The organism is Nonomuraea ferruginea, assembly GCF_039540635.1.
GTDB lineage: Bacteria > Actinomycetota > Actinomycetes > Streptosporangiales > Streptosporangiaceae > Nonomuraea > Nonomuraea ferruginea.
In genome coordinates this window covers 560,092-586,654 of sequence record NZ_BAABFD010000002.1, presented here as the reverse complement: position 1 = coordinate 586,654, position 26,563 = coordinate 560,092, and the positions used below count along the sequence as shown (strand labels likewise).

21 protein-coding genes are annotated in these 26,563 nt (G+C 70.4%); 11 read left to right on the top strand and 10 right to left on the bottom strand.

What is annotated here, in order from left to right; all coding sequences use genetic code 11:
* Nucleotides 1–87: 87 nt before the first annotated feature.
* Together ABD999_RS06010 and ABD999_RS06005 are read right to left on the bottom strand one after the other, a co-directional pair.
* Entirely contained in the window at nt 88–1,419 is a 1,332-nt protein-coding gene (locus ABD999_RS06010; protein ID WP_271277151.1) for an RICIN domain-containing protein, read from the bottom strand.
* Nucleotides 1,420–1,824: 405 nt separating this feature from the next.
* Nucleotides 1,825–2,595, bottom strand: a complete 771-nt coding sequence (locus ABD999_RS06005; protein WP_271277152.1) for a FadR/GntR family transcriptional regulator — start codon at nt 2,593–2,595, stop codon at nt 1,825–1,827.
* 167 nt (nt 2,596–2,762) lie between these two features.
* On the opposite strand from ABD999_RS06005, the gene ABD999_RS06000 reads away from it, so the two are divergent.
* Genes ABD999_RS06000 through ABD999_RS05985 form a run of 4 tightly spaced genes read left to right on the top strand, consistent with a single transcriptional unit; the run spans nt 2,763 to nt 6,954 of the window.
* The gene (locus ABD999_RS06000; protein WP_271277153.1) at nt 2,763–4,001 is read left to right on the top strand and encodes an ABC transporter substrate-binding protein; all 1,239 of its coding nucleotides are present in this window, start codon (nt 2,763–2,765) and stop codon (nt 3,999–4,001) included.
* A 55-nt stretch (nt 4,002–4,056) separates the two neighbouring features.
* Nucleotides 4,057–4,950, top strand: coding sequence for a carbohydrate ABC transporter permease (locus tag ABD999_RS05995; protein ID WP_271277154.1), 894 nt, complete (start codon nt 4,057–4,059; stop codon nt 4,948–4,950).
* Entirely contained in the window at nt 4,950–5,777 is an 828-nt protein-coding gene (locus ABD999_RS05990) for a carbohydrate ABC transporter permease (RefSeq protein WP_271277155.1), read from the top strand. The genes ABD999_RS05995 and ABD999_RS05990 overlap by 1 nt, the downstream gene beginning before the upstream one ends.
* A gap of 1 nt (nt 5,778) precedes the next feature.
* Nucleotides 5,779–6,954, top strand: a complete 1,176-nt coding sequence (locus tag ABD999_RS05985) for a mandelate racemase/muconate lactonizing enzyme family protein (RefSeq protein WP_345482605.1) — start codon at nt 5,779–5,781, stop codon at nt 6,952–6,954.
* A gap of 25 nt (nt 6,955–6,979) precedes the next feature.
* Here ABD999_RS05985 and ABD999_RS05980 read toward each other — a convergent pair whose 3' ends face one another.
* Nucleotides 6,980–7,717, bottom strand: a complete 738-nt coding sequence (locus tag ABD999_RS05980; RefSeq protein WP_219552531.1) for a FadR/GntR family transcriptional regulator — start codon at nt 7,715–7,717, stop codon at nt 6,980–6,982.
* Nucleotides 7,718–8,071: 354 nt separating this feature from the next.
* On the opposite strand from ABD999_RS05980, the gene ABD999_RS05975 reads away from it, so the two are divergent.
* The 3 genes from ABD999_RS05975 (at nt 8,072) to ABD999_RS05965 (ending at nt 15,102) form a co-directional block, all read left to right on the top strand.
* Complete coding sequence (locus ABD999_RS05975) at nt 8,072–10,453, top strand: RICIN domain-containing protein (RefSeq protein ID WP_271277157.1); 2,382 nt, start codon at nt 8,072–8,074, stop codon at nt 10,451–10,453.
* Nucleotides 10,454–10,536: 83 nt separating this feature from the next.
* The gene (locus tag ABD999_RS05970; protein WP_271277158.1) at nt 10,537–13,356 is read left to right on the top strand and encodes a carbohydrate-binding protein; all 2,820 of its coding nucleotides are present in this window, start codon (nt 10,537–10,539) and stop codon (nt 13,354–13,356) included.
* Between the two features lie 12 nt (nt 13,357–13,368).
* Nucleotides 13,369–15,102 (top strand): ThuA domain-containing protein, encoded by a 1,734-nt coding sequence (locus tag ABD999_RS05965; RefSeq protein ID WP_271277159.1) that lies wholly within the window; start codon nt 13,369–13,371, stop codon nt 15,100–15,102.
* A gap of 48 nt (nt 15,103–15,150) precedes the next feature.
* On the opposite strand, the gene ABD999_RS05960 is transcribed toward ABD999_RS05965, so the two are convergent.
* Genes ABD999_RS05960 through ABD999_RS05930 form a run of 7 tightly spaced genes read right to left on the bottom strand, consistent with a single transcriptional unit; the run spans nt 15,151 to nt 21,729 of the window.
* Nucleotides 15,151–16,482, bottom strand: a complete 1,332-nt coding sequence (locus tag ABD999_RS05960) for an alkaline phosphatase family protein (RefSeq protein ID WP_271277160.1) — start codon at nt 16,480–16,482, stop codon at nt 15,151–15,153.
* The gene (gene eboE / locus ABD999_RS05955) at nt 16,482–17,594 is read right to left on the bottom strand and encodes a metabolite traffic protein EboE (RefSeq protein ID WP_271277161.1); all 1,113 of its coding nucleotides are present in this window, start codon (nt 17,592–17,594) and stop codon (nt 16,482–16,484) included. The genes ABD999_RS05960 and eboE overlap by 1 nt, the downstream gene beginning before the upstream one ends.
* A 2-nt stretch (nt 17,595–17,596) precedes the next feature.
* Entirely contained in the window at nt 17,597–18,442 is an 846-nt protein-coding gene (locus ABD999_RS05950; RefSeq protein ID WP_271277162.1) for a TatD family hydrolase, read from the bottom strand.
* Nucleotides 18,443–18,949, bottom strand: coding sequence for an EboA domain-containing protein (locus tag ABD999_RS05945; RefSeq protein WP_148032232.1), 507 nt, complete (start codon nt 18,947–18,949; stop codon nt 18,443–18,445).
* Nucleotides 18,894–19,787: a sugar phosphate isomerase/epimerase family protein gene (locus ABD999_RS05940; RefSeq protein WP_271277163.1), complete on the bottom strand. Its 894-nt coding sequence runs from the start codon at nt 19,785–19,787 to the stop codon at nt 18,894–18,896. The genes ABD999_RS05945 and ABD999_RS05940 overlap by 56 nt, the downstream gene beginning before the upstream one ends.
* A complete protein-coding gene (locus tag ABD999_RS05935; RefSeq protein ID WP_345482604.1) occupies nt 19,757–20,602 on the bottom strand; it encodes an SCO3242 family prenyltransferase in 846 nt (281 codons plus the stop codon). The genes ABD999_RS05940 and ABD999_RS05935 overlap by 31 nt, the downstream gene beginning before the upstream one ends.
* Nucleotides 20,599–21,729, bottom strand: coding sequence for an inositol-3-phosphate synthase (locus tag ABD999_RS05930; protein ID WP_271279599.1), 1,131 nt, complete (start codon nt 21,727–21,729; stop codon nt 20,599–20,601). The genes ABD999_RS05935 and ABD999_RS05930 overlap by 4 nt, the downstream gene beginning before the upstream one ends.
* 280 nt (nt 21,730–22,009) lie before the next feature.
* Here ABD999_RS05930 and ABD999_RS05925 point away from each other — a divergent pair, with 280 nt between their 5' ends.
* The 4 genes from ABD999_RS05925 to ABD999_RS05910 are packed head-to-tail and all read left to right on the top strand — an operon-like array spanning nt 22,010 to nt 26,542.
* Nucleotides 22,010–23,449: a sugar ABC transporter ATP-binding protein gene (locus ABD999_RS05925; protein WP_271279600.1), complete on the top strand. Its 1,440-nt coding sequence runs from the start codon at nt 22,010–22,012 to the stop codon at nt 23,447–23,449.
* The gene (locus tag ABD999_RS05920; RefSeq protein WP_271279601.1) at nt 23,450–24,412 is read left to right on the top strand and encodes an ABC transporter permease; all 963 of its coding nucleotides are present in this window, start codon (nt 23,450–23,452) and stop codon (nt 24,410–24,412) included.
* Nucleotides 24,409–25,359 (top strand): ABC transporter permease, encoded by a 951-nt coding sequence (locus tag ABD999_RS05915; protein WP_271279602.1) that lies wholly within the window; start codon nt 24,409–24,411, stop codon nt 25,357–25,359. Before ABD999_RS05920 ends, ABD999_RS05915 begins: the two co-directional genes overlap by 4 nt.
* Nucleotides 25,346–26,542 carry a substrate-binding domain-containing protein gene (locus ABD999_RS05910; RefSeq protein ID WP_271279603.1) on the top strand — a complete coding sequence of 399 codons (1,197 nt, stop codon included), beginning with the start codon at nt 25,346–25,348 and terminating at the stop codon, nt 26,540–26,542. Before ABD999_RS05915 ends, ABD999_RS05910 begins: the two co-directional genes overlap by 14 nt.
* Nucleotides 26,543–26,563: the final 21 nt, after the last annotated feature.

Genomic DNA, 26,563 nt, shown 5'->3' with positions numbered 1-26,563 from the left:
TGTGGTGGGTGCGGGCGTCGATGATGCGGTCGGTGGAGGTGAGCGGGGGGCGGTGACTCGCCCCGGCGATGGCGCCTTCGCGGACCGTCAGGCGCGGGTCCACTTCTGGTTGGCGCCGCCGTGGCAGGTCCAGATCTGCGTCCTGGTGCCGTTGGCGGTGCCGGCGCCGCTGACGTCCAGGCACTTGTTCGCGCCGACCGCGGTGATGCTGCCGTCGGCGTTGAGGCGCCACTTCTGGTTGTTCTGGCCGTTGCAGTCCCAGATGATCACCGCGCTGCCGTCGGCCGTCGCGGCCCCGTTCACGTCCAGGCACTTGCCGCCGTAGACCCGCAGCTCACCGGCGCTGGTCACGGTCCACTGCTGATTGGGCTGGCCGTTGCAGTCCCAGATCAGCGCCTGCGCGCCGTTCGCCTGGGAAGCGCCGTTGACGTCCAGGCAGCGGTTCGACCCGACACCCCGCAGCGCGCTCGTGTCGGGCGGATTCGGGTCGCCGCCTCCCAGTTGCGTGAAGAAGTTCCAGACCACGGGCCTGGTCCAGGAGTTCTCGCCGGGTTCGAAGTCGCCAGGCCTCCCGTCCACGGGACCGGGGGTGTGGCCCGCGTCGAACGCGGCCCACGCCACCGGATACCCGGTCCGGCATCCCGAGTAGTAGGTGACGATGTGCGTCAGGCTGCCCTGCGCGGGCTCCTGCGGGTTCTGGGGTGTGCAGCCGTTGTTCCCGACGAACCTGTCACGTAGCGACCGGCCCGCGGAGATGTTGAGCACCGAATCCCTGAGGCCGTGCAGCCCGATGTACGCGACGGGCTCCGTGCCGCCGCTGCAGCCGCTGAGCTGCGCGCCGGCGTAGACCGCCACCGCGCGGAAGACCGTCGCCCGGGCGCACGCGAGCGCGTAGCTCATGCCGCCGCCGTAGCTGAAGCCCAGGGCGAAGCGCTGTGCGGTGTCCACGCAGAGGTCCGCCTCGATCCTCCGGATCATGTCGTCGACGAAGGTGACGTCCTCACCGCCCGAGTTGGCCCAGCCGTTGTTGAGTCCCTGAGGCGCGACGAAGATCGCGGTGCCGTTCGACAGCGCCCTGAGCCCGTAATAGGACCACGGATAACCACTGGTTCCGCCCGAGTCGACGTCGTTGGCGGTGCCGCCGTTCCAGTGGAATCCGAAAATCAACCGGTAGGGGGTGGTGTTGTTGTAGCCGTCTGGAATTCTCAGGACGAAGCTTCGATTTCTGCCGCTCGTGGTAATCGATTGGGCGCCGCTTCTGAGGGTCGGGGTCTTGCCGCATCCCGCGGTGGGCGCGAGGGCGCTCTGTTGCGCGCGCGACGGGGTCGCGCTGTCGCCCAGCGCCGTCTGCCCCGTGGTCGGAACGACGAGCAGTGCCGCCGACGCGATGGCGGTGAGGAGGAGCCTGAACCTCGACATCACGCGATTTCCTTTGCCGTTGTGGTGGTGCCACACGTGAATGGGAAGTATGTGCCTCGCCTTGCGGGCGCCGGTGATATCAGGGTCGACGCCGCCACGTTCCGCCGATCGAAACCCGCCGACCGGCGCGCATCGGTCAGCTGGTCGGTAATTTCAGGTGTTAGCGCTAACGCAATAGCGCCGTAATCGGTCCCCCTTTCTTTCGGGCGGCTGATGGCGATGGTGCAGCGGAGCAAATATGACCGTGACAAGACCTGTCAAGGCCCGGCCCGCCCGACGTCGCGGGCCCTCGCCCGGGGAGATCCCGCCGCTCCTCCGCCTGACCAGGACAAGCCGCCGCGGCCACCGCTGATCTGCCGCGATGAAACTTTCAGATCGTCCGGGTGCCCGAGCGGGGTGTCCGTGCTAGCGCTGCAGCCGTACGGGATCGGCCGTCCCGCTGCGGCGGACGATCCAGGCGTCGGTGATGTGGCGGAACATCGCCTCGGCGGCGCCTTCGGGATCGTGCGCGGCGATGCGTTCGTAGATGCGGCGGTGGCCGAGGTTCGACGCCACGCACAGGGCCCGCTCGGTCCTGCCCAGGTAGCGGGCGGTGTTGACGACCTGGCCTTCGAGTGACCGTACGACGCCACGAGCGATGCGGTTGCCCGAGGCCCGCATGATGGTGTCGTGGAAGGCGCGGTCGCTCTCGGCGTACGTGACCGGGTCGTCCACGAGCTCGTCCATGTGATCCACCAGCGCTCGTAGCTGATCTACGGTGTCCGGCCCGGCCAGGCGGGCGGCGACGTTGGCCATGTCGGACTCCAGCACGCGCCGGGTGACGACGAGGTCGTCGAGGATCGCCAGGCTCTCGTCCTCGGCGATGGTCGCGGTGAGGACGAGCTCGTCGAGCATGTCCCAGGTCGCCGGGGGAGTGACCATGGTGCCGGAGCCCTGGCGGACCTGCACCAGCCCTTTCTCCTGCAGGATCTTCACCGCCTCCCGCACGACGGTGCGGCTCACGGAGAAGGTCTCGCACAGCGCGGGCTCGGGGGGCAACGGTGTCCCCGGCGGGTGCACACCGCGCACGATGCGCTCCACCAGCTCGGCGGTAACCGCTCTGGCGAGACTCGCCGGGCGGCGTACCCAGGCCGGTGGCGCCGGGTCACTGCCGGCCGTTTCCCGCGATGCCGTCATGTCGCCTCCGGTGGCCTGGCAGGTGACAGCGTCACCGCGGTCAGTATACGCACGATCCCTTGCCGTGAGACGTCATACGAATTACGTTTGACCGCAGACGGCCTGATCCGGCGGCCGCTCCCGGAAAGCGGGCAGCGATGAAGCACCGAGCGTTATGGTCGGCCCTGATGGTCGCGGCACTGGCCGTGGCCGGCTGTGGAAGCGCGACCCGGACGGGCACCCCGTCCGGGGACTCGCAGCGGAAGCTCGTGGTCTGGGACTGGAAGTCCGGTGAACCGGCCGCCGCGGCCTACGTCGAGAAGGCGAAGGCGGACTTCGCCAAGCGGCATCCGGGGGTCGCCGTCGAGTTCGTCGCCCAGCCGTACGACCAGTACTACACCCTGCTCGGCACGGCGAGCCAGTCGAACAAGGCGCCCGACGTCATGCTCTTCAACGGGGGTGGGCAGATCCGTGACCGAGCCGGCACGCTCCTTCCGCTGGACCGGTACGTGGCCGAGGACAGGAGCCGGCTGGCGGGCTGGGAAGCGTTCAGCGAGGACGGCAAGGTCTACGCCGCACCGGTGACCCTGCAGGGGCACCCGATCTACTACAACAAGACGCTCTACGAAGCGGCCGGCCTCGACCCGGCTGACCCGCCCAAGACCTGGAACGAGTTCGTCAGCGGCTGCGCCGCCATCAAGAAGACGACCGGGGCCGCCTGCTTCGCGCTCGGGAACAAGGAAGGCTTCGGCATCCAGTTCTTCCTGTCGGGCCTCGGATCCGGGATCCTCACGCCCCGGGAGTACGACGACTGGATCGCCGGAAAGCGCGACTGGACCTCTCCCCACGTACGGCGGATCTTCGAGCTGTGGAAGGACGCCGGCGACAAAGGGCTGAACAACCGCGGCGCCAACTCCACCGCGATGTTCACCGACATCTTCACAGTCTTCGAGACCGGAAAGGCCGCTCACATCATCGGACTGATGTCGGATATCGGGCACTGGAAGGACTTCGGAGAGTTCCTGCCGCCCGAGAAGATCGGCGTCATGCGGGCCCCGGTCGTCACCGACGGAGCCACCCCGAGCCTTCCGTATGACGGCGGCATCGGCTACGCGGTCGCGAAGGGGACGAAGGACCCCGCACTGGCCGCCGATCTGGTGCGAGCCCTGACCTCGACCGACGCCTTGACGGCGTTCTACGCCGAGGCCGGCGCGATCACGTCCGACACCACGATCGACGTCTCGCAGGCCGGCCCGGCCGCCACCGCGATCGTCTCTGAGATCAGGACCGGCAGGCCCGCCCTGCACGTTGCGCTGTCGTCCAAGACCCTGGATCTGATGGGAAGGCTGTCCCAGCAGCTCCTGAGCGGGTCGGCCACCGTGGACGAGGCCGTGGAGCAGCTGGCCGCCTCCGACCGGACGGGCTGACCGCGTGCCGATCGGAGGCCCGTCGCCGCCGGCCCGGCCGGCCGGTGGAGCGGCCGTGAAGCGACGAGCCCGTACGGCAGCCGGCACGGTGCGCGCCGAGCGCCTCGCGCCCTACGTCCTGGTGGCCCCGGCCGTACTGATCATCGTGGCGCTGCGGCTGTGGCCGCTGGCCCTGGGGGTCAACTTCTCCTTCACGGGCGATGGCGAGTTCAACGGAACCTTCGTCGGGGCGGGCAACTACCTGGAGCTGGCCGGCGACCCGCTGTTCCACCTCTCGCTGCGCAACGTCGGGCTGCTGGTGCTGCTGCTTCCCCTGGCGGTGGCGATTCCGGGTCTGCTCGCGACCTTCATCTATCTGCGCGTGCCGGGCCACCGGGTCTACCGCAGCGTCTACTTCTTCCCGGCCGTGCTCTCACCGGTGATCGTCGGCGCGATCTTCAACCTGATGCTCGGGTACGAGGGCCCGTTGAACTCCGCCCTCGCGGCGATCGGCGCCGGCCCCGTCGACTGGCTGGGCGATCCGGGCATCGCCATGTTCACGGTGGTCGGCGTGCACATCTGGGCGACGTTCGGGATGGCCCTGGTGGTGTTCCTCGCGGGATTCAGCACCCTGGACGCCTCGCTGCTGGACGCCGCCCGCGTGGACGGCGCGTCACTCCGCCGGACCATCTGGCACGTGATCATCCCGAGCCTGACCCGCACCATTCAGTTCGTCTTCGTGACGACGATGATCGGAATGCTGACGTCCATGTTCGGCCTGCTCTTCGTCATGACCAGCGGGGGCCCGGAGGGGTCCACCTACCTGCCGGAGTATTACATCTGGCACCAGCAGGGACAGATGAACCGGCCGGCGCTCGCCTCGGCCGCCTCGACGGTTCTCTTCGTCGTCATGCTCGTGGTGGGGCTCCTGCAGATCACCCTGCTCCGTCGCGCCGGGAGGCAGGACTGATGCCCAGGACGCGTCCGGCCAGGTGGGTGGCCGCCGTTCCGATGGCCGCTCTCGCGCTGGCGACGATCTATCCTCTCGTGTTCACCGCCAACGTCGCGATGAAGACCCGCCGGGAGTACGTCCTCGACCGGTTCTCCCCGGCGGGTTCCCCGCGGTGGGACAACCTCGCCGAGGCGTGGGCCGGCGCCGGAATGGCGGGGTACTTCGTCAACTCGTTCATCGTCGTGGCGTGCGCCGTGGCCCTGCTGCTGCTGTTGGGGTCGATGGCGGGCTTCGCGCTGGCTCGGCTCCGGTTCCGCGGTTCCTCGATGATCTTCCTGGGTTGTCTCGCGGGACTGTTCGTCCCGTTCCAGGTGATCATGGTCCCGCTCACCAGGGTCATGGCCGACAGCGGGCTCGTCGACACCTATCCGGGGCTGATCCTGGCCTACGTCGCCCAGTTCCTCCCGTTCACCGTCTTCCTGATGACGAGTCACTACAGGACCATTCCGGCGGAGATCGTCGACGCGGCCAGGATCGACGGCAACACGGTGTACGGCGTGTACCTTCGGATCATGCTCCCGCTGGGCGCTCCGGCGCTGCTGTCGGTCGGCATTCTCGACGCCCTGTTCTGCTGGAACGACGTGCTCATCGCCCTGCTCATGATGCCGTCGCCGGAGAACCGCACCCTCATGATCGGGGTCAACGCCCTGCGCGGGCAGTATTCCGGCGACATCCCCGTCTTCGCCTCGGGTGTCCTGATCGCCGCGGTGCCCGTGCTGATGATCTACCTGTTCCTCCAGCGCCAGATCACCGACGGGATCACCGCCGGCTCCACGAAAGGCTGACATGCGGATCACTGGCTATCGCACCATGACGACGGTCCAGGAATGGGGTCGTCCCGTCGGTGACGTCAACGGTGTCTTCGCCGACGGAGTCGTCCCGGTGCCGCTCGTCATGGTGGACACCGACGAGGGGATCACCGGCGTCGGCCTCGGGCCGCATGTGGAGATCGAGACGGTCTTCGCCGCGATCGAGGGTGAGGATCCGCGCGGCGTGACGGCGCTCTACGATCGCATGCTGCGGCGGACCTTCAAGGCGGGCCACGCCGGGGCCGTGTTCGGCACGATCGGCGCACTCGACACCGCCCTGTGGGACATCAAGGCGCGGGCGGCCGGTGAGCCGCTCTGGCGCCTGCTCGGCGGGCGCGACCGGGGGGTGCCCGCCTACGCCTCCGGCCTCGACATCGGCCTGTCCGACGACGAACTCGTCTCCGTCTACCAGGTCTACGCAGGGCACGGTCTGCGCGCGGCCAAGATCAAGGGTGGCCTCGACATCGAACGCGACCGGCACCGCCTCACGCTCGTACGGGAGGTCCTGACCGAGGCGGGGCGCGGAGCGCGGCCGGGCCTGATGCTCGACGTGAACGAGGCATGGAACCGCAAGCAGGCGGTCCGGCACGTCTGCGAGCTCGAACGCACGCTGGATCTCACGTGGATCGAGGAGCCGGTGCGGCGGTGGGACGCCGACGGCCTGGCCGCGGTCGGCCGCGGGATCCGCGCCTCCGTCGCCACGGGGGAGAACCTCACCGGCCTTGAGCAGTTCCGCCCGCTGCTGGCCGCGGGCGCCGTGGACATCGTCCAGACGGCCGTCGTCTGGGGGGTGTCCCACTTTCTCCGGGTGTCCGCGCTGGCGCACGCCCACGACCTGCCGGTCAGCCCGATCGGCGCCACACCCGTCGCGCTGCTGCACGCCGCGACGTCGGTGCCGAACCACCTGGCCAGCGAGCTGCAGGATCTGCACCCGCCGCTCGGGCTGTCGCTCGACCTGTACGTCGAGGACGGCGCGTTCGTCCTCGGCGACTCGCCGGGTCTGGGCATCACGGTCGATGAGCAGGCGATCAACGCGTTCGCCCGCCGTCCGGACACCAGGGCGGCCGAGGGCCCCCACATCCGGCCGGAGCACGCCGGGCGGCGGCTGCTGGCGGTCGACAACTCCGCACCCGCGACGCGGTCTCCGGGATGAACCGGAGCCGGGCGGCCCGCCCGGATCAGGGGGACGAGAAGAGACGCTGCTGGATCTCCTTGCGGTAGTCGTCGAGCGTGTTGTCGATGTGCAGGGCCGCGGACTGGGCGGCCGCTTCGGGGTCGCCGGCGCGGATGGCCTGGTAGATGGCGTCGTGCTCCTCCACGGCCTTGGCGGCGTGCCCGCCCACCGAGCCGCGCAGGCCGATGAGGCTCGACTGCGCCTGCAGCCTGCGGGCCTCCCGCACGCCGACCTGGAGGAACATGTTGTGCGAGGCGGCGGCGACAGCGGTGTGGAAGGCGTCGTCGCCCTCGTTGAACAGCTCCTCGCGTCCGGTCTCGTAGCCGCGGCGGCACAGTCCGGCCGCTTCTTCGATGGCCCTCAGCTCGGCGGGGGTGGCGCGCCGGGCGGCCAGCCGGCTGGTCTCCATCTCCTGCGTCCGGCGGAACTCGAACAGCATGTAGACGTGGTCGAGGTCGGTCGGGAGGAAGAAGGCCCCCCAGCGCCCGGTGCCGAACATCCCCTCGTCGTCGGCCACGTACAGGCCGCGGCCCTTCTGGGCGCGTACGCGGCCGAGCGCGGAGAGGATCTTCACCGCCTCGCGCACCACGGTGCGGCTGGTGCCCAGTTGCCGGGCCAGCTCGTTCTCGGTCGGCATGCGGTCACCCGGACGCAGGCCGAGCCTGACGATCAGTTCGAGCACCTGCTCGGCGGCTACCTCGTAGCCCGGCCGGTATCCGCTCTCGCGCGGGGCCTCAGTCACCGTGCTTCCTCCTCGGCGTTCCCTGAAGAGTATGACGGAAGAGCCGACCCTCCACGCCTCCGGCGCCGCCCAATAAGTACGACACATATGAACGGTTCATCCGAGAGTCACGGGCGCAGACAAGCATGGTCACCGGTGTTACCACTGGTGAAAGCGTAGAGCGGCGCCCCATGGACGCACTCTCAGTGCGCATATCGGGAAATAAGAAGGCTTAAGGGGTTGACGGGTATCCCTACTCCAAAGGTAATTAGGAGCGAGACCGGCGGTCCACGCCCGCTCGGCCCCGCAACGGCGTCACCTGCCTGGCGAACAGGGCGTGACCTGGCCAAACGCCTACCCCCCGAAGGAACGACTGTGCACTTACCGCCACCCGTCACGATGCTCAGACCGGTCCTGATCGGCGTCGTCACCGCCGTGCTGGCCGCGGCGTTCGCCCTCGTCGCCCCCGCCACCCCGGCCCGCGCGGCCACCACGACCCTGTACGCGTCACCCGCCGGCACCGGCACCGGCTGCACCTCCAGCCAGCCGTGCTCGCTGGCCGCGGCGCAGACGGCGGTACGTTCGCTGAACGCCGGGATGTCCGGTGACATCGTCGTGGAGCTGGCCGGCGGCGTGTATCGGCTGTCCTCGCCGCTCCGCCTGACCGCCGCCGACTCCGGCGACAACGGCTACGTCGTCAGATGGCAGGCCGCGGCGGGGGCCGTCCCGGTCATCAGCGGAGCCAGGGCGGTCACCGGATGGACCGTGGCCGACTCGGCGAGGAACATCTGGCGCGCCAACGTCGGGGCCGGGATCGACACCCGGCAGTTGTACGTCGACGGCGCGCTCGCCACCCGGGCGCGCACCGCCGTCAACCGGTCCGACTTCACCGCGAGCAGCACCGGGATGAGGTTCACCAGCAGCGCGCTGAGCTACCTGAACAACCTCGCCGACCCGGGCCGGGTGGAGATGGAGAGCGTCGGCTCCTTCACCGACCGGTACGCGCCGGTGCAGAGCATCAGCGGAAACCTCATCACGATGCGGCAGCCCGCCTGGAACAACAACAACTTCGGGTACGACACCTTCACCAGCCCGCACCGGGCGGGGCCGCTCCACCTGACCAACGCCTACGAGTTCCTCGACTCGCCGGGGGAGTGGTACCTCGCCCCTGGGACCGGCGCCCTGTCCTACATCCCGCTCCCCGGGCAGAACATGAGCCAGGTCAGCGTGGAGCTGCCGGTGCTCCAGTCGCTGGTGCACGTGGGGGGAACCTACGACGCGCCGGCGCACCACATCACCTTCAGCGGGATCACCTTCACCGGCACGAGCTGGCTCGGCCCCGGCGTCAACCAGGGCTACGCGGACCAGCAGACCGGCGCCTACATAGCGGGCAACTGGAGCTGGCCCGCCTTCACCTCCTGCCACCAGGGCTGCCGGCAGTTCGAGGCGACCCGGCCGAACTGGTACCAGATGCCGGCCGCCGTGCAGGTCTCCGCCGCCAACACCGTCACCTTCACCGACTCGCGCTTCGTCAACCTGGGACAGACGGCCATCGGCATAGGCAACGACGCCAACGCGCACGCCAGCGGTGTCGGCCTGGGCGCCGCCGGCATCACGGTCACCCGGTCGGAGATCGCCCGCAGCTCGGCCGGCGGCATCGTGGTCGGCGGCGTGCGCGCGGACGCGCACCACCCGAGTGACCAGCGGATGGTCAACCGGGACATCACCGTCAGCCACAACCGCATCCACGACCTCGGCCTGGACCACCGGGGCGTCGTCTCGGTCCTGTCCACCTACGTCACCGGCACCGACGTGTCCCACAACGAGGTCTACAACATGCCGTACACCGGCATGTCGATCGGGTACGGCTGGGGCGCCAACGAGCCGGGCGGCAGCACCCACTACGCCGACCGCGGCCTGTACGACTTCCAGCCGCGCTACACCACCCCCACCACCGCCTCCGGCAACCGGCTCGTCGGCAACTACGTGCACGACGTCATGCAGCAGATGACCGACGGCGGCTGCATCTACACGCTGTCGTGGAACCCGGGCGCGGTGATCAGCGACAACCACTGCCTGCGCACCAACGGCTGGTTCGGCATCTACTTCGACGAGGGCTCGCGGTACTACACCGTCAGGAACAACGTGCTGGCGAACACCGGCACCTGGGCCACCGCCAACTACTGGTACGGCGAGAACATGGGCGACTTCACCGTCACCGGCAACTGGTCGACCAACGGCAGCACCAACATCACCAACGGCGACCGCGGCAACGTGGTGAACAACAACGTCACCGTGACCAACGGCGCCTGGCCGGCCGGCGCCCAGGCCGTGATCGCGTCCGCCGGGCCCGGTGGGCAGCCCTCGGGGGACACGGGCGCGTTCAGGGGAGTCGCGTCGAACCGGTGCCTGGACGTCAACGGCGCTTCCCAGGCGAACGGCGCGCAGGTGCTGATCTGGGACTGCAACGGGCAGCCCAACCAGCAGTGGACCGTGACCAGCGCCGGTGAGTTGCGGGTGTACGGCGGCAAGTGCCTGGACGTGAACGGGGCGGGGACGGCTGACGGCAGCGCGGTGATCATCTGGAACTGCAACGGCCAGAACAACCAGAAGTGGCGCCTCAACGCCGACGGCACGATCACCGCGGTCGGCGCGAACAAGTGCCTGGACGTCAGCGGCGCCGGCACCGCCAACGGCACCAGGACGCAGATCTGGACCTGCCACGGCGGCGCCAACCAGAAGTGGACCCGCGCCTGACGGGCCCCGTCTCCACCGCGGCCCGAGGCGGAATCCCGGGCGCCTTGCCCTGACTGGTCTTCCTGTCGCAGGAGGGAACACCCATGTCCCGACGTCCGTGGCTCACCTTGCTGACCACGATGGCACTCGTCACTTCCGGAGCGCTCGCGCTCGACGCCTCCCCGGCGATCGCCCTCGACATCCCGCCGTCCGACTACCAGCAGGTGTCCCTCGCGTCAGGTGGCGCCGAACTGGGTGAGGCGATGTCGCTGGCCGTGATGCCGAACCGGTCGGTGGTGCACACGGCGCGCGACGGCACGCTGCGTGTCACCGACGCCACCGGCGCCACGAAGGTGGCCGGCAGGCTCAACGTCTACACCCACGACGAGGAGGGCCTGCAGGGAGTGGCGGTCGACCCCGGCTTCGCGTCGAACCGGCACCTGTGGATCTACTACTCCCCGAGGCTGAGCACCCCGAACGGCGACGCGCCGAGCACCGGCACGCAGGCCCAGTTCGACCAGTGGAAGGGCGAGCTGTACCTGTCCCGGTTCACCCTCAAGGCGGACGACACCCTCGACATGGCCAGCGAGAAGGTGGTCCTCCGGGTCCAGAACGACCGCGGCCAGTGCTGTCATGTGGGCGGGGACATCGACTTCGACGCCGCCGGCAACCTGTATCTGACCACCGGCGACGACACCAACCCGTTCGAGTCGAGCGGCTACTCCCCGCTGGACGAGCGGACCAACCGCAACCCGCAGTTCGACGCCCAGCGCTCGTCCGCCAACACCAACGACCTGCGTGGCAAGCTCCTGCGCATCAAACCGCAGCCCGACGGCACCTACACGATCCCCGCCGGCAACCTGTTCCCGCCGGGCACGGCGAGGACCCGGCCGGAGATCTACGCGATGGGCTTCCGTAACCCGTTCCGGATGAGCGTGGACAAGGCGACCGGCATCGTCTACCTCGGCGACTACGGGCCGGACGCGGGCGTGACCTCCTCCAACCGCGGCCCGAGCGGGCAGGTGGAGTTCGACCGCATCACCGGTCCGGGCAACTACGGCTGGCCGTACTGCACGGGCACGAACACCACGAGCGAGACCTACAACGAATGGAACTTCGCCACCAACAGCACCGGTCCGAAGTACGACTGCGCGGGCGGCCCGGCCAACAACTCCTTCCGCAACACCGGCCTGGCCACGCTGCCTCCGGCCAAGCCGGCGTGGATCCGGTACGCGGGAGACGCCGGAAGCCCGCCGGAGTTCGGCTCCGGATCGGAGTCGCCGATGGGCGGCCCGGTCTACCGTTACGATCCAGGCCTGAACTCGGCCGTCAAGTTCCCCCAGGCGCTCGACGGACGGTACTTCGCCGGTGAATACGGCCGGCGCTGGATCAAGGCGATCGAGGTGAAGCAGGACGGCGCGTACGGCGAGATCTCGGCGTTCCCCTGGACAGGGACGCAGGTGATGGACATGGCCTTCGGTCCTGACGGAGCCCTTTACGTGCTCGACTACGGCACCGGGAACAACAACCAGGCGCTGTATCGCATCGAGTACATCGGCGGCGCCAACCGCAACCCGATCGCCAGGGCGTCCGCCGACAGGACGTCGGGACCGGCTCCGCTCGCGGTGAACTTCTCCTCGGCGGGCAGCTCGGATCCGGAGGGCGGCGCGCTGACCTACTCGTGGAACTTCGGCGACGGCACCACCTCCACGGCGGCGAACCCGGGCAAGACCTACACCACGAACGGCGCCTACACGGTGACGCTCACGGTCCGGGATCCGCAGGGTCTCACCGGCACGGCGAGCGTGATCGTGACCGTCGGCAACACCGCGCCGACGGTCAGCCTCACCACCCCCGCCCACGGGCAACCGTTCTCCTTCGGGGACACCGTGCCCTTCCAGGTCACCGTCAGCGACCCGGAGGACGGCACGATCGACTGCGACGGCGTCACCGTCGCCTACTTCCTCGGCCATGACAGCCACCGCCACCAGATCACCTCCACGACCGGCTGTTCGGGCTCCATCACGGTGCCGGTCGACGGCGAGCACGACGCCGCGGCCAACATCTACGGCGTCTTCGAGGCCTCCTACACCGACCGGGGCGGTCTGACCTCCACCAGCGCCCGTACGCTCCAGCCGCGGCACCGGCAGGCGGAGCACTTCGGCGCCCAGCAGGGCGTCCAGACGGCCGACCACGCCACCGCGGAAGGCGGCAAGACGGTCGGCTTCACCGACGACGGCGACTGGATCTCCTTCCAGCCGTACAGCCTGGGCGACGCGACCCGGATCACCGCCCGGGTGTCGTCGGCCGGCGCGGGCGGCAGGATCGAGGTGCGGGCGGGCTCGGCGACCGGCACGCTGCTGGGAACGGCGAACGTGGCGAGCACCGGCGGCTGGGACACCTTCACCGACGTCTCGGCGAACCTCAGCGGCGCGCCGGCCGGCACGACGACGTTGTACCTGGTCTTCCGCGGCCCGACCGGACAGGGCTACCTGTTCGACGTGGACGCCTTCACCCTCGACACCGGCACCCCGCCCTCGGGGAGCACGAGCGCGTTCAAGGGCGTGGGGTCGAACCGGTGCCTGGACGTCAACGGCGCCTCCCAGGCGAACGGCGCCCTGGCGCAGCTCTGGGACTGCAACGGCCAGGCGAACCAGCAGTGGACCGTCACCAGCGCCGGTGAGCTGCGGGTCTACGGCGGCAAGTGCCTGGACGTGAACGGGGCCGGGACCGCCGACGGCACCGCGGTGATCATCTGGGACTGCAACGGCCAGAACAACCAGAAGTGGCGCCTCAACACCGACGGCAGCATCACCGCCGTCGGCGCGAACAAGTGCCTGGACGTCAACGGCACCGCCAACGGCACCAAGGCCCGCATCTGGACCTGCACCGGAGGAACCAACCAGCGCTGGACCCGCGTCTGAAAGGGACATCCCATGTTGCGACATCTGACCCCAGCCGCACCCGGGGGCGGCCGCAAGACCTCTGTACTGCGGCGCCTGTCAGTGGCGGTGGCCGCGATCGCCGCCGCGACGTTGATCCCCGCCATCCCCGCCCAGGCCGCCGCCTTCAAGGTGCTGGTGTTCTCCAAGACGGCCGGGTTCCGGCACGACTCGATCCCCGCCGGCATCCAGGCCATCCGCGAGCTGGGGGCGGCCAACGACTTCACCGTCGACGCCACCGAGGACTCGACCGCCTTCAACGCGGCCAACCTGGCCCAGTACCAGGCGGTGGTGTTCCTCAACACGACCGGTGACGTGCTCAACGACAACCAGCAGGCCGCCTTCCAGACGTACGTGGACGGCGGGGGCGGTTCCGTGGGCGTGCATTCGGCCGCGGACACCGAGTACAACTGGCCGTACTACGGGCAGCTCATGGGCGCCTGGTTCGCCAGCCACCCGGCCATCCAGCAGGCCACCGTACGGAACGAGGACCGGGCGCACGCCGCGACCGCTCACCTCGGGGCGACCTGGTCACGCACCGACGAGTGGTACAACTACCGCGCCAACCCCCGCCCGAACGTCCGGGTGCTGCAGAGCCTGGACGAGGGCAGCTACAGCGGCGGCAGCATGGGCGACCACCCCATCACCTGGTGCCACCCGCAGTCCGCCGGCCGCGCGTTCTACACCGGCCTGGGGCACACCCAGGAGTCGTACGCCGATCCGGCCTTCCGCACGCTGCTGCTCGGCGGGATCCGGTACGCGGCCAGGGCCGCCAACGCCGACTGCCGCCCCGAGACCGGGTACACGACGTTGTACAACGGCTCGACCACGGGCTGGTCGCAGGCGGGGCCGGGGTCGTTCACCGGCGGCGACGCCACGCTGACCTCCCAGGGCGGCATGGGGATGCTGTGGTACAACGCCAAGGAGTTCCGCTCCTACTCACTCAAGCTCGACTGGAAGCTGACCGGCGACTCCAACTCCGGCGTGATCGTCGGGTTCCCGGCCACCAGTGACCCCGGCGCGGCGCTCGACACCGGATACGAGGTGCAGATCGACGCGACCGACACCCCGGACAGGACCACCGGGGCGATCTACGGGTTCAAGGCCGCCGACCTCGCCGCCCGCGACGCGGCGCTGAACCCGCCGGGGCAGTGGAACACCTATGAGCTGCTGGTGGAGGGCGAGCGGCTGCAGGTGTTCCTGAACGGCAGCAGGATCAACGATTTCACCAACGCGGATCCGGCCCGCTCGCTCCAGCAGGGCCACATCGGCATCCAGAACCATGGGCCCGGCGACGTGGTGTCCTTCCGCAACATCCGCGTCAAGGAACTGACCAGCACACCGGGCGGTACGAGCGCGCTGCGGGGCGTGGCGTCGAACCGGTGCCTGGACGTCAGCGGCGCCTCGCAGGCCAACGGGGCGCAGGCGCAGCTCTGGGACTGTCACGGGCAGGCCAACCAGCAGTGGACCGCCACGAGCGCCGGTGAGCTGCGGGTCTACGGCGGCAAGTGCCTGGACGTGAACGGGGCGGGGAGCGCGGACGGCACCGCGGTGATCATCTGGAACTGCAACGGCCAGAACAACCAGAAGTGGCGCCTCAACGCCGACGGCACGATCACCGCCGTCGGGGCGAACAAGTGCCTGGACGTCAACGGCACCGCCAACGGCACCAGGGCGCGTATCTGGACCTGCACCGGAGGAACCAACCAGCGCTGGACCCGCGTCTGATCGGTCACCCGCCGGCGCGGCGATCCGCGCCGGCGGGCCGGTGCGCGGTCAGCGGCTCGTCCGGGCCAGGGCGGCCAGGAGTCCCTTGACCTCGGTCGCCTCGTAGAAGTCACGGTCGAAGGGGCCGATGATCAGCGGTCCGTCGTCGGGGAGATCGGGCAGCCGGCCGTGACTGCCCCGCACCGGCGCCGGGTCGAGCGGCACCACCCGCATCGTGTACCGGAAGCCCAGCTTCTTCCTGGCGAGCGCCGCCGCCGCGCGCAGCTTGACGAACGGATCGCCCGGGTCCATGAACAGCTCGGCGGGGTCGTAGCCGGGTTTGCGGTGGATGTCCACGATCCTGGCGAAATCCGGGGCGTGGTCGTCGGAGAGCCAGTAGTAATAGGTGAACCAGGCGTCCGGCTCCGCCACCGCGACGAGCTCGCCGGCGCGTTCGTGGTCGAGCCCGTACTTCGCCTTCCCCGCCTGGTCGAGCACCTCGTCGACGCCGGAAAGTTCGGCGATGACGGCGCGGGTGCGGTCGAGGTCGCCGGGGTCGCGCACGTACACGTGGGCCACCTGGTGGTCGGCGACGGCGAAGGCCCGGGACGCCCACGGGTCGAGATACTCCATCCCGGCCTGGACGTAGACCTCCAGGAGGCCCGCGGCGCGCAGCGCCCGGTTGATGTCCACCGGGCGGGACACCGGGGTGATGCCGTATTCGGAGAGCACGACGACCTCGGCGTCCTCGGCCAGGAGCGGGGCCAGCGCGGCGTCGACGGCCCGGGCGGCCGCGATCGCCTCGGGACCGGCGGGGCCGTACCGCTGGAGGTCGTAGTCGAGGTGGGGCACGTAGACCAGCAGCAGATCCGGCCGTTCGCGGGCCAGGATGCGGCGGGCCGCGGCGATGATCCATTCGCTGGAGGCGATCCCCGCGTTGGGTCCCCAGTAGGTGAACAGGGGGAACGGCCCCAGCGCGGCCTCCAGGTCGTCGTGGAGTGAGGGCGGGCGGGTGTAGCAGTCGGGCGACTTGCGGCCGTCGGCGTGGTAGACGGGACGCGGGGTGACGAGCAGGTCGGCCGGCGCGCCCATCGCGTACCACCAGCAGACATTGGCGGTGCGCAGGCCGGGCGCGGCGGTCCACAGCTGGTCGCCCTGGATGAGCGCGTTGTGCTGGCGCCACAGCAGCACCTCGCCGAGATCCCGGAAATACCACCCGTTTCCCACGATGCCGTGGTCGCGGGGCATCGAACCGGTCAGCAGGGTGGCCTGCATCGAGCAGGTGACGGCGGGCAGCACGGGCCGCAGCGCGGCCGCCGAGCCCGCTTTCGCCACGTTCGGCATGTGCGCGAGCAGGCGCGGGGTGAGCCCGACGACATTGATCACGATCAGCGGTGCCATCACGTCTCCTTCAGCCCGAGGGCGGCCAGTTGCCCCCGCATCCAGTCGAGCTCGGCGGCTATGCCCTGCGGGACGTCGGCCGGCGCGCCGGGAAGCACGTGCCACGTGTAGGTCTCCACCTCGACGTGCCTGGTGAGCGGACGCTCCCCGCCGAGCAGCGTCTCCAGCAGGCGCCGCAGGTAGGGGGCGCTGGTGGTGAGCGGAGGGGGCGGCGCGCCGTGCAGCGGGACGTGGAAGTGCACGCGCCAGCTCTCGTCCGCGGGCAGGCCGCCGGCCAGGGCCTCGCCCAGGTCGTCGGCGTATCCGGTGGCGGAGCGCGTCTGGTGGAGGAACCGGGCCTCGTCGAACGCCGCCAGCGCCCGCTGTGCCCCAGGCGGCGCCACCAGGGCGCACGAGGCCTGGAGCTTCACGATCGGCAACCCGGTGGCCGCGCCCGCGTCAGGGTCCTCGAAACCCACGGCCATGTGGCAGGCGTCCAGACAGAGGCCGAGGTGGTCGTGGTCCACGTCACTCAGCAGGGCGCGCGCCTGCGACGTCGTCTCGACGACGCAGCCGGGCTCCGGCTCGAAGCCCAGCCGGATCACCTTGCCGGTACGGCTCGCCAGCGCGCGCAGGCCCTGGGCGACCACGTCGAGATGGGCCGTCACCGCCGCCGCCTTCGCCCTCGTCCACCCGGTCCGCCAGGCGAGGGGAAGGGTCGAGATGGTGCCCTCGGTGACGTCGTCCGGCAGCAGCGCGGTGAGGATCTCGGCGAGCCCGAGCGTGTAGCGCAGCCGGTCCGCGTCGGCCCAGTCAGGGGTGTAGACGCGGTACTTCAGGACCTCGTCGTGGAAGCCGCGGTAGGGGAACCCGTTGAGGGTCACGACCTCCAGCCCGAGCGCGGTCAGCCGCTCGCGCAGCGCCGCGAGCTCCCCGGGCCGGGCGGTGAGGTCCGCGGCGGCGTGCTGGGACAGCCACAGCCCGAGCCCGAGCCGTTCGACGCCGAGCAGGCGCCTGACCCGCGCCGCGACGCCGGACAGCTGAGCGTGGATGCCGGGGAGATCCTCGGCGGCGTGGACGTTGGTGCAGTAGGACAGATGCACCGTCGAGCCGTCCGGATGGCGCAGCCGCATGGTCAGCCCCGCTTGATCGTGTTGCCGGCGTAGTCAGATCCGGATTCCGAGCCGGAACTGAGGTCGAGCCGGCCGCTCTGCCCGTAGAAGCCGACCGGGTTGCGCCACAGCACCCGATCGACGTCGTCCTCGCCGAAGCCGGCCGCGAGCATGGCGTCGGCGACCTCGCGCGTCTTGAGCGGATCGCTCCGCCCCCAGTCGGCGGCCGAGTTCACCAGCATCCTGTCCGTGCCGTACTGCTTGAGCAGGGTCACCATCCGGTCCGGGTCCATCTTGGTGTCCGGGTAGATCGAGAACCCCATCCAGCAGCCCGAGTCCGCGACCATGCCGACGGTCAACTCGTTGAGGTGGTCGACGAGCACCCGCCCGGGGGGAATCCCGGCGGCCCGCACCACGTCGAGCGTCCGGCGGGTGCCCTCAGCCTTGTCCCGGTGCGGAGTGTGCACGAGCACCGGAAGATCATTTTCCTGGGCGAGCGCCAGCTGGGCCTCGAACGCCCGTTCCTCCTCTGCCGTCATCGAGTCGTAGCCGACCTCGCCGACCGCCACGACGGAGTCCTTCAGCAGGTATCGCGGCAACTCGGCCAGCACCGGCGCGCAGCGCGGATCGTTGGCCTCCTTGGGGTTGAGCGCGAGCGCGCAGTGGTGGCGGATGCCGTGCTGCGCGGCGCGGTAGGGCTCCCAGCCGAGCAGCGCGTCGAAGTAGTCGAGGAAGCTGCCCACGTTGGTCCGGGGCTGCCCCAGCCAGAAGGCGGGTTCGACGACGGCCCGGACCCCCGCGTCGTGCATGCGCCGGTAGTCGTCGGTGGTCCGGGAGGTCATGTGGACGTGCGGGTCGAAGATGCGCATTCAGATCCTCTCCAGGACGTCACGAGGGACGGGGCGGCCGGCCGCCCGTAGCTCGGCCGCGTAGTCCGACAACATCCGGGCCAGCTCGGCGTCGAAGCGGCGGTCCAGCCCGGCCACCTCGTCCAGGGGGATCGACATGAAGACGCACTTGAGCACCCCTTGCCGGAAGGAGTGGTCGCCCAGCCACGCCGAGCCGTACGGGCCGAGGGCCGCGGCGACCAGCCGCGCGTCATTGGTGCGAAGCGCGTCCTCCACCAGCGCGACCGCCGTGCCGTCCAGGTCGAGCTCGTGCAGGACGGTCAGGATCGCCAGCCGCTCGCCGCTGTCGCCGGCCTCGTACAGGCTTCGGATCACCGCGGGGTCGCCGCGCAGCGCGCCGAGCAGCGCGCGCCGGGCGTCTGGACCGCCCCGCCGTCCGGCCTGCGGGAAGAGCCGGTGGATCGCGTGCGGGTCAGCCTCGACCTGCCGGACGGCCGAGGCCTGCCACTCCTGTGCGGGCTCCTTCATGTGCCCTCCTCAAGAAGTCGATCGATCGGCGGGCGACCTGCGGGGCCGCATGGCTGTGCCGGGCCAGTTCCACGGCCACCAGGCCCCGGTAGCCGCGCAGAGCGGCGAGCGCCGGCACGAAGTCGATCTCACCCTCGCCGAACTCCAGGTGCTCGTGGACTCCCCGGCGCATGTCCTCGATCTGCACGTGCACGGTGTACGGCAGCGCCCGCCGGACACACGTGTCCAGGTCCTCCCGCTCCACGCAGTGACAGTGCCCGATGTCGAGGGTGAGACCGAACCGGGGATGGCCGCCGAGCATCGCCCGCAGCCGCTCGTAGCCGTCCAGGTCGGCGACCAGCATCCCGGGTTCGGGTTCGAATCCCAGCGTGACGCCCACCCGATCGGCCTCGTCGAGCAGCCGCGCGCACTGGCGGGCCAGTCGCGTGTACGCCTCCGCCTCCGGCATGCCGTCGGGCCGGACGCCGCTCCACAGATGCACCACGGGAGCGCCCAGGTCGGCGGCGACGCCCATCGCCATGACCAGGAACTCCACTCTGCGTCCGGCGTCCTCGCTGATAAGGGTCGGATGGTGTTTGCGCAAGGGATCGAGGGTGTAGCGCCCGCCCGTCTCGACCACGGTGCCGAGGCCGAGGCGAGCGCAGATCCCGGCGATCCTGGACACCTCCGCGGCCAGCCCGGGGGAGAAGGGGTCGAGATGACCGTGGTCGAGCGTGATGGCCGCACCCGTGTACCCCAGATCGGCCAGGACCGCGAGCGCCTCGGGGAGCCGGTGGCCGGCGAATCCGTTGGTGCAGTAGGCCCACTTCACGATGTCGCCAGCCGGGATGAGAGCCACCGCCCCACGGGGAGCGAACACAGCAGCGCGCCCGCCGTCGCGAACCGGCCGCCGCCCGCGACCGCCGCCGCCTGGAGCGGGATCAGGCCGAGGATGCTCAGGCGGACGGCCCGCCGTACGTTCTCGGGGTCGGGAAGGGTCCGTAACCCGGCCTGGACCGGGAGGGTGGAGGCGAGATAGCCGGCGATGAGGACGCCCGCCCCGGCCCGCGCGGCGGCCCCGCCGCGCGCGCAGGAGGCGGCCGCGAGCCCGGCCGCCACGGTGCTGGCCGCGACCGCGCGGCCGGCGGTCCCGGGCGCCGCCCCCGTCACCTCGGCGCGGCCCAGGACGCTGATCCCGTAGGTGTGCGCGCCTATCGCCAGCGCCGCCGGCAGGGCGGCCCTGGTCTGCTCGCCCGCGCCGAGAAGCACGTCGAGCACGCGGCAGGCCGCCATCGACGCCGGTCCCGCCGCCGTCCGTTTGAGACGCAGGTCGTAGGCCCACACCGCGCCGGCCAGCAGGCCGGCGACGGTGAGACCGCGACGGCCGCCGGCGAGGGCGGCGGTGGCCAGGCCCGCGCCGGTCAGGGCGGTCGCGAGCCCGAGCGCGGCGCCCGGGCGGACCCGGCCCGACGGGATCGGACGCTCGGGACGCTCGACGGCGTCCGCCTCACGGTCCGCCCAGTCGTTGAGCGCCATTCCGGACCAGTACACGAGCACCGACGCCAGGGCCAGGCCGGGTGCCGGACGCCGTCCCGCGGCGGCGGCCCCCGCGATGGTGTCCCCCGGCACCGACAGCGCGGCAGGTGCGCGGACCAGTTCGAGCAGCGCCCTCATGACAGCTCCTCGGCGAAGGCGCGCAGCCGGGCGTACTGGGCGGCCAGGGCGTGCTCGTCCGTCCCCAGCGGGCTCTTGAAGAAGTACCCGAGCTCGGGCAGGACGCCGTGCCGCCCTTTCTCGTGCGCGCGGGCGACCAGCCGGGCCAGGTCCAGGACGAGCGGAGCGGCGAGCGCCGAATCGCAGCCCTGCCAGGTGAACTGCAGCGTCATCCGGACGCCGAGAAAGCCCTCGAAGCTCACGTGGTCCCAGGCGGTCTTCCACTCCCCGAGATCCGGGACGTAGTCGATGTGCGTCTCACCCTCCACGGGTTCTCCCAGGACCTTCGTGACGACCTGGTCCTTGGAGAGCTGTTTGCTGGACCTGGCGGCCGGATCGGCGAGTGTCGCCCCGTCGCCGCCGCCGAGCAGGTTGAGCCCGGACCAGGAGCGGACCCGGAGCGCCCGGTCCGCGAACATGGGCGCCAGGGCGCTCTTCACCAGGGTCTCGCCGGTCTTGCCGTCGCGCCCCGCGTACGGCACGCCCCGCCGGGCGGCGAGTTCCGCCAGGGCGGGCAGGGTCGGCCCGGTGGAGGGGGTGAACTCCACATAGCCGCATCCCGCGTGGAACGCCGCGTAGGCGTACAGCGAGCTCGGCGGCAGGACGTCGTCGCCCGCGGCGAGCCGCTCCTCGAGGTCGGCCAGCCTCTCGAACTCCGGGCGCGGATCCACCGGGGGCTCGGTCGACGACACGTTGATGACGACCACCCGGGCCAGCCCGTGCCGGGCGCGGAAGCCGGTGATGTCGTCGATCAGTCGCGTCGCGGCCGGTCCGCCGCCGGGGACGTGGCCCGGCCGGATCTCGGCGTCGGCGGCTTCCAGGTCGGACGCGAGCAACCCCGGGAGGTCCGGTGAGATGACCTCCGCTCTGCCCAGCTGTTCGGCGCGCTTGCGTAAGGAGGTCTCGGCGATGTCATGTCCGCCGAAGACCAGGTCGGTCAGCGGAACCAGCTGCCCGGGAAAGCCGGCGGACTCGCTCACGCATCCACGGGGGGAGGCCGCTCCTGCCTTGATGGCCGCGGCGCCCACGATGGCAGTGGTCGCCACGGATCCTCGTGCCCCGATAAGCCACACACCGAGCTTGTCCATGAAAGCTCCATCGTGTCCGGGACTACCCCGCATGCGAAGGCATCCGGTAGGTGAGTCTTCGCGATGGTAAAAGGTATTTTCGTCGATGGTCAAGCATAAGTAGGCTCATCGTTGTCTTATGGTCTGCCGTCTATGGCCATCGCCGGCCGTTCATCACGTCCTAAACCCGGGCAATTAAGGCGTACTGGCGACCATCTTTTGCTTGACCGTCGATATAAGCCCGCTTAACATCCCGCACCATGAGCCATAGGCCTGAAAGTCGGCGGGGACGGTTGACCGGATGCTGAGCCTGCGCGGCATCGGCAAGAGCTTCCTGGGCGTGCGGGTGCTGTCCGGGGTGGACCTGGCCGTGACGGCCGGCGAGGTCCACGCCGTCGTCGGCGAGAACGGCGCCGGCAAATCCACTCTCATGAAGATCATCTGCGGGGTGCACGCGCCGGACGAGGGCACGATCGAGCTCGACGGCCGGCCCGTCTCCTTCGGCCATCCGCTCGACGCGCGGCGTTCCGGCATCGCGATCATCTACCAGGAGTTCAACCTGCTGCCCGAGCGCACCGTCGCCGAGAACGTGTTCCTCGGGCGCGAGCCCGTCAGACGCGGCCTGGTCGACCGGGCCGCCATGGAGCAGGCGACCGCGCGGCTCCTCCACGAGCTGGGAGAGGAGGCCTTCGGCCCGCGCGACGCCGTCAAGCGCCTGCCGGTGGCCCAGCAGCAGATCGTCGAGATCGTCAAGGCGTTGTCGGTGAACGCGCGGCTCATCGTCATGGACGAGCCTACGGCGGCGCTCGCCGAGCACGAGGTCGAGTCGCTCTACCGGCTCATCGGGCGGCTGAGGGAACGCGGCGTCGCCGTCGTGTACATCTCCCACCGATTACGCGAGGTGTTCGATCTCGCCGACCGGGTCACCGTGCTCAAGGACGGCTCGCGCGTCACCACCCTCCCGATCGGTGAGGTGACCCCCGGCGAGCTGATCCGCCTGATGGTGGGCCGCGACCTCGGGACCTACTTCCCGCCCCGCTCGGCGGGCGCCGGCGAGGTACGCCTCAGCCTGCGAGCGGCCGGCAATCACCGACTCCATGACATCGACCTGGAACTGCGCGCCGGGGAGATCGTCGGCATCGCGGGCCTGCAGGGATCCGGCAGATCGGAGCTCGCCAGAGCGATCTTCGGCGCGGAGCCCTTCACCACGGGCGAGATGACCCCGTCGCGCCCGCGCTCGGTCCGGGAAGGCGTGGCCCTGGGCATCGGACTCGTGACCGAGGACCGCAAGGCCGAAGGGCTCGCGCTGCGCCAGTCCGTGCGCGACAACGTCCTGCTCGTCGCCCGCGCGGTGGGCGCCGGCGACCGCGCCGGCGTCCGTGACCTGCTCGAACGGGTACGCCTCTCGCCTGTGCGCCGGGAACAGGAGGTCCGTTACCTGTCCGGCGGCAACCAGCAGAAGGTCGTGCTGGTCAAGTGGCTGACGATGGCGCCGCGGGTGCTGCTGTTCGACGAGCCGACCCGAGGGGTCGACGTCGGGGCCAAGGCCACGATCCACGACCTGATGCGCGAACTGGCGAACGGCGGCATGGCCATCATGATGATCTCCTCCGAGCTGCCCGAGCTCATCGGCATGAGCGATCGCGTCGTCGTCCTGCGCGACGGCCGCGTCGCGGGCACGCTGCCCGCCGGTGCCTCCGAGGAGGCCGTCATGCGTCTGGCCGCGGGAGAGGCGGCCTGAATGCCCCTGCTCACGCGGCTGCGCGAACCCACGCAGGTGGTGTTCCTCGCGCTGCTCGGCCTGGTCGCGGCCGGCTGGGCCCTCGTCGCGCTCGACGGCGGCCAGTTCCTCACCCTGGAGAGCGTCGTCGGGATCCAGCAGCGTTCCGCGGCCCTCGGCATCGTGGCGATCGGGCAGACGCTGGCGATCCTGGCCGGGTCGCTCGACCTGTCGGTGGCGTACCTGATCAGCCTGGCCTCGCTGGTCGCGGCGGAGATCATGGCGGGCCAGGACGGGAACATCGGGCCGGCGGTCGCCGCGGTGCTGGCCATCAGCGCTCTGGTGGGGCTGGTCAACGGGCTGGTCATCACCGGGCTCCGGGTGCACGCCTTCATCGCCACGCTCGGAGTCGCTCTGATCATCAAAGGCGTCGTCGACCACCTGTACGACGGGCCCGCGGGCAAGGTGCCCGAGTCGTTCCAGGTCCTCGGCTACTCCCGGATCGGGCCGATCCCCGTCTCCGCGCTGCTCTGGGCGGGCGTGGCCGTGCTGGCCTGGTTCCTGCTGAGCAGGACCCGGCTCGGATACCGCATCTACGCGGTCGGCGGGAACGAGGAGGTCGCCCGCCTGTCCGGCATCCGCACCGGCCGGGTCATCGTGCTCACCCACGTGCTGTGCTCCGTCTGCGCTGGCATCGCGGGCCTGCTGCTGGCCAGCAGGCTCGGCGCCGGGGCCCCCACGGTGGGCACCGACGGCGGCTACGACCTCGAGTCCATCGCCGCCGTCGTGCTCGGCGGGACCGCGCTGGCCGGCGGCAAGGGTGGCGTCGCCGGAACCGTGGGCGGAGTCCTGCTGCTGGCCGTCCTGGACACCGTCTTCAACCAGCTCGAGGTCAACTCCTTCGTCAAGGACGTGGTCCGCGGCGTGGTCATCGTCGTCGCGGTGGCCGTCTACGCCCGGCGTACCGTGGGACGGCCCGCATGAGGCGGGCCCTTCCCATCCTCGCGGTCCTCGTGGCGCTGCTCACCGCGATCGCCCTGGTCAACCCCCACTTCCTGGAGCCTGCCGGATTCCTGGCGTTCCTCAAACGGGCCGCGCCGCTGGTGATCCTCGCCGCGGGGCAGTATTTCGTCATCGTCTCCGGCGAGTTCGACCTGTCGGTCGGCTCACTGGTGACGGCCGAGGTGGTGATCGCCGCACGCCTCATCGACGGCGACGAGTCCGCCACCTGGCCGGTCCTCGCCCTGCTGATCGTCATCGGGCTGCTCGTCGGGCTGGTCAACGGCGTGGCCACCACCAAGCTGCGGGTGCCGTCGTTCATCGTGACGCTCGGCATGCTGCTCATCCTGTCCGGGGCGGTGTTCCTGTGGACCGGCGGCGCGCCGCGTGGCGCGCTGTCGGAGGGCTTCCGCGTCTTCGGCCGCGGCGGCCTCGGGCCGGTGCCGTGGTCGGTGCTGATCCTCGTGGCCATGGGCGCGGCGGCGATCCGGCTCATGCGCGCCGACTTCGGCAAGACGCTGATGGCCGCCGGCGACAACGAGCGTGCCGCGGCGCTGTCCGGGGTCCGGGTTGACCGGGTCAAGATCTTCGCTTTCATGCTCTCCGGCCTGGCGGCGGCCGTCGCGGCGATCCTGCTCGGCGGTTTCGCCGGCGTCTCGGCCCAGGTCGGTCAGGGGCTGGAGTTCTCCGCCATCACCGCCGTCGTCCTCGGCGGCGTGGCGCTCGGCGGCGGCCGCGGCTCCGTGCCGGCCGCCATGGCCGGGGCCGTCACGCTGGAGGCGCTGTTCACCCTGCTCAACCTGTACGGAATCTCCGGGGCGCTGGAGTTCACCGTGCAGGGCGTCATCATCATCGCCGCGGTCGCGGCAGGAGCCATCCGGCTTCCCCGGAAGCCCACCCCCCGAAGAGGAGACGCACATGCCGCGTCCTGAGGCCGCAATCGCAGTGCTGGCCGCGCTGGTTCTCGCCGGCTGTACCACCGACAGGCCGACGGCCACCACCCAACCCGCCGCACCCGCCACGAGCGCTCAGGGCTCCGGCACGGGCACGCAGTCGAAGTTCTTCGTACAGGCGGATTTCGACGCCCAGCTGGCCATGCGCTCCCAGACACCTCAGGGCCCCGCGGCCAAGCCCTGGGAGCAGGCCATCGACCCGAAGATGATCGACACGGCACAGTACAAGAAGGACGGGCCGTACCACCTGTGCTTCTCCAACGCGGCGGTCAACAACCCCTGGCGCCAGGTCGGATGGAAGACGATGCAGGCCGAGGTGGGCCTGCACGAGGAGATCGGGGAGTTCACCGCGCTGGACGCCGAGGGCAAGGACGACAAGCAGATCTCCGACATCGCCGAGCTGCAGGCCAAGGGCTGCGACGCGCTGATCGTCTCGCCGAACACCACGGCGACGCTCACCCCCGCCGTGACGGCCGCCTGCGCGAAGGTGCCCGTCATCGTGTTCGACCGGGGCGTGGAAACGGACTGCCCGGTGACGTTCATCAAGCCCATCGGCGGCTACGCCTTCGGCGCCGACGCCGCCGAGTTCCTGACCGAGAAGGTGCCGGAGGGCGGGAAGGTGCTGGCGCTGCGCATACTGCCTGGCGTCGACGTGCTGGAGACCCGCTGGTCGGCGGCGAAGGTGGTCTTCGACAGGAGCCGCCTCCAGGTGGTGGGGGTGGAGTTCACCGACGGTGACGCCGCCAAGACCAAGAGCATCGTCAGCGACTACATCCAGCGGCACGGCACGATCGACGGTGTCTGGATGGACGCGGGCGCCACGGCGGTTGCCGCGATCGAGGCGTTCGAGGACGCCGGCCTGCCGGTGCCGCCGATCAACGGCGAGGACCAGCAGGACTTCCTGCAGAAGTGGAAGGACGCCGGTCTCACCGCCGTCGCGCCCACGTACCCGACCTACCAGTGGCGCACCCCGATCATCGCCGCTCTGAAGATCCTCAAGGGCGAGGAGGTGCCGGAGAGGTGGAACCTGCCGCAGCCCAAGGTCACCGGCGACAACCTGGCGGACTACCTCCAGCCCGACATGCCGCCGCTGCACTACGCGCTCTGCGGTTGTGAGGACCTGCCCGGGTTCCCGGAGGCCTGGGGCGGGAAGAAGGGCTGATCGGCCCCCTCCCGAGCCGAC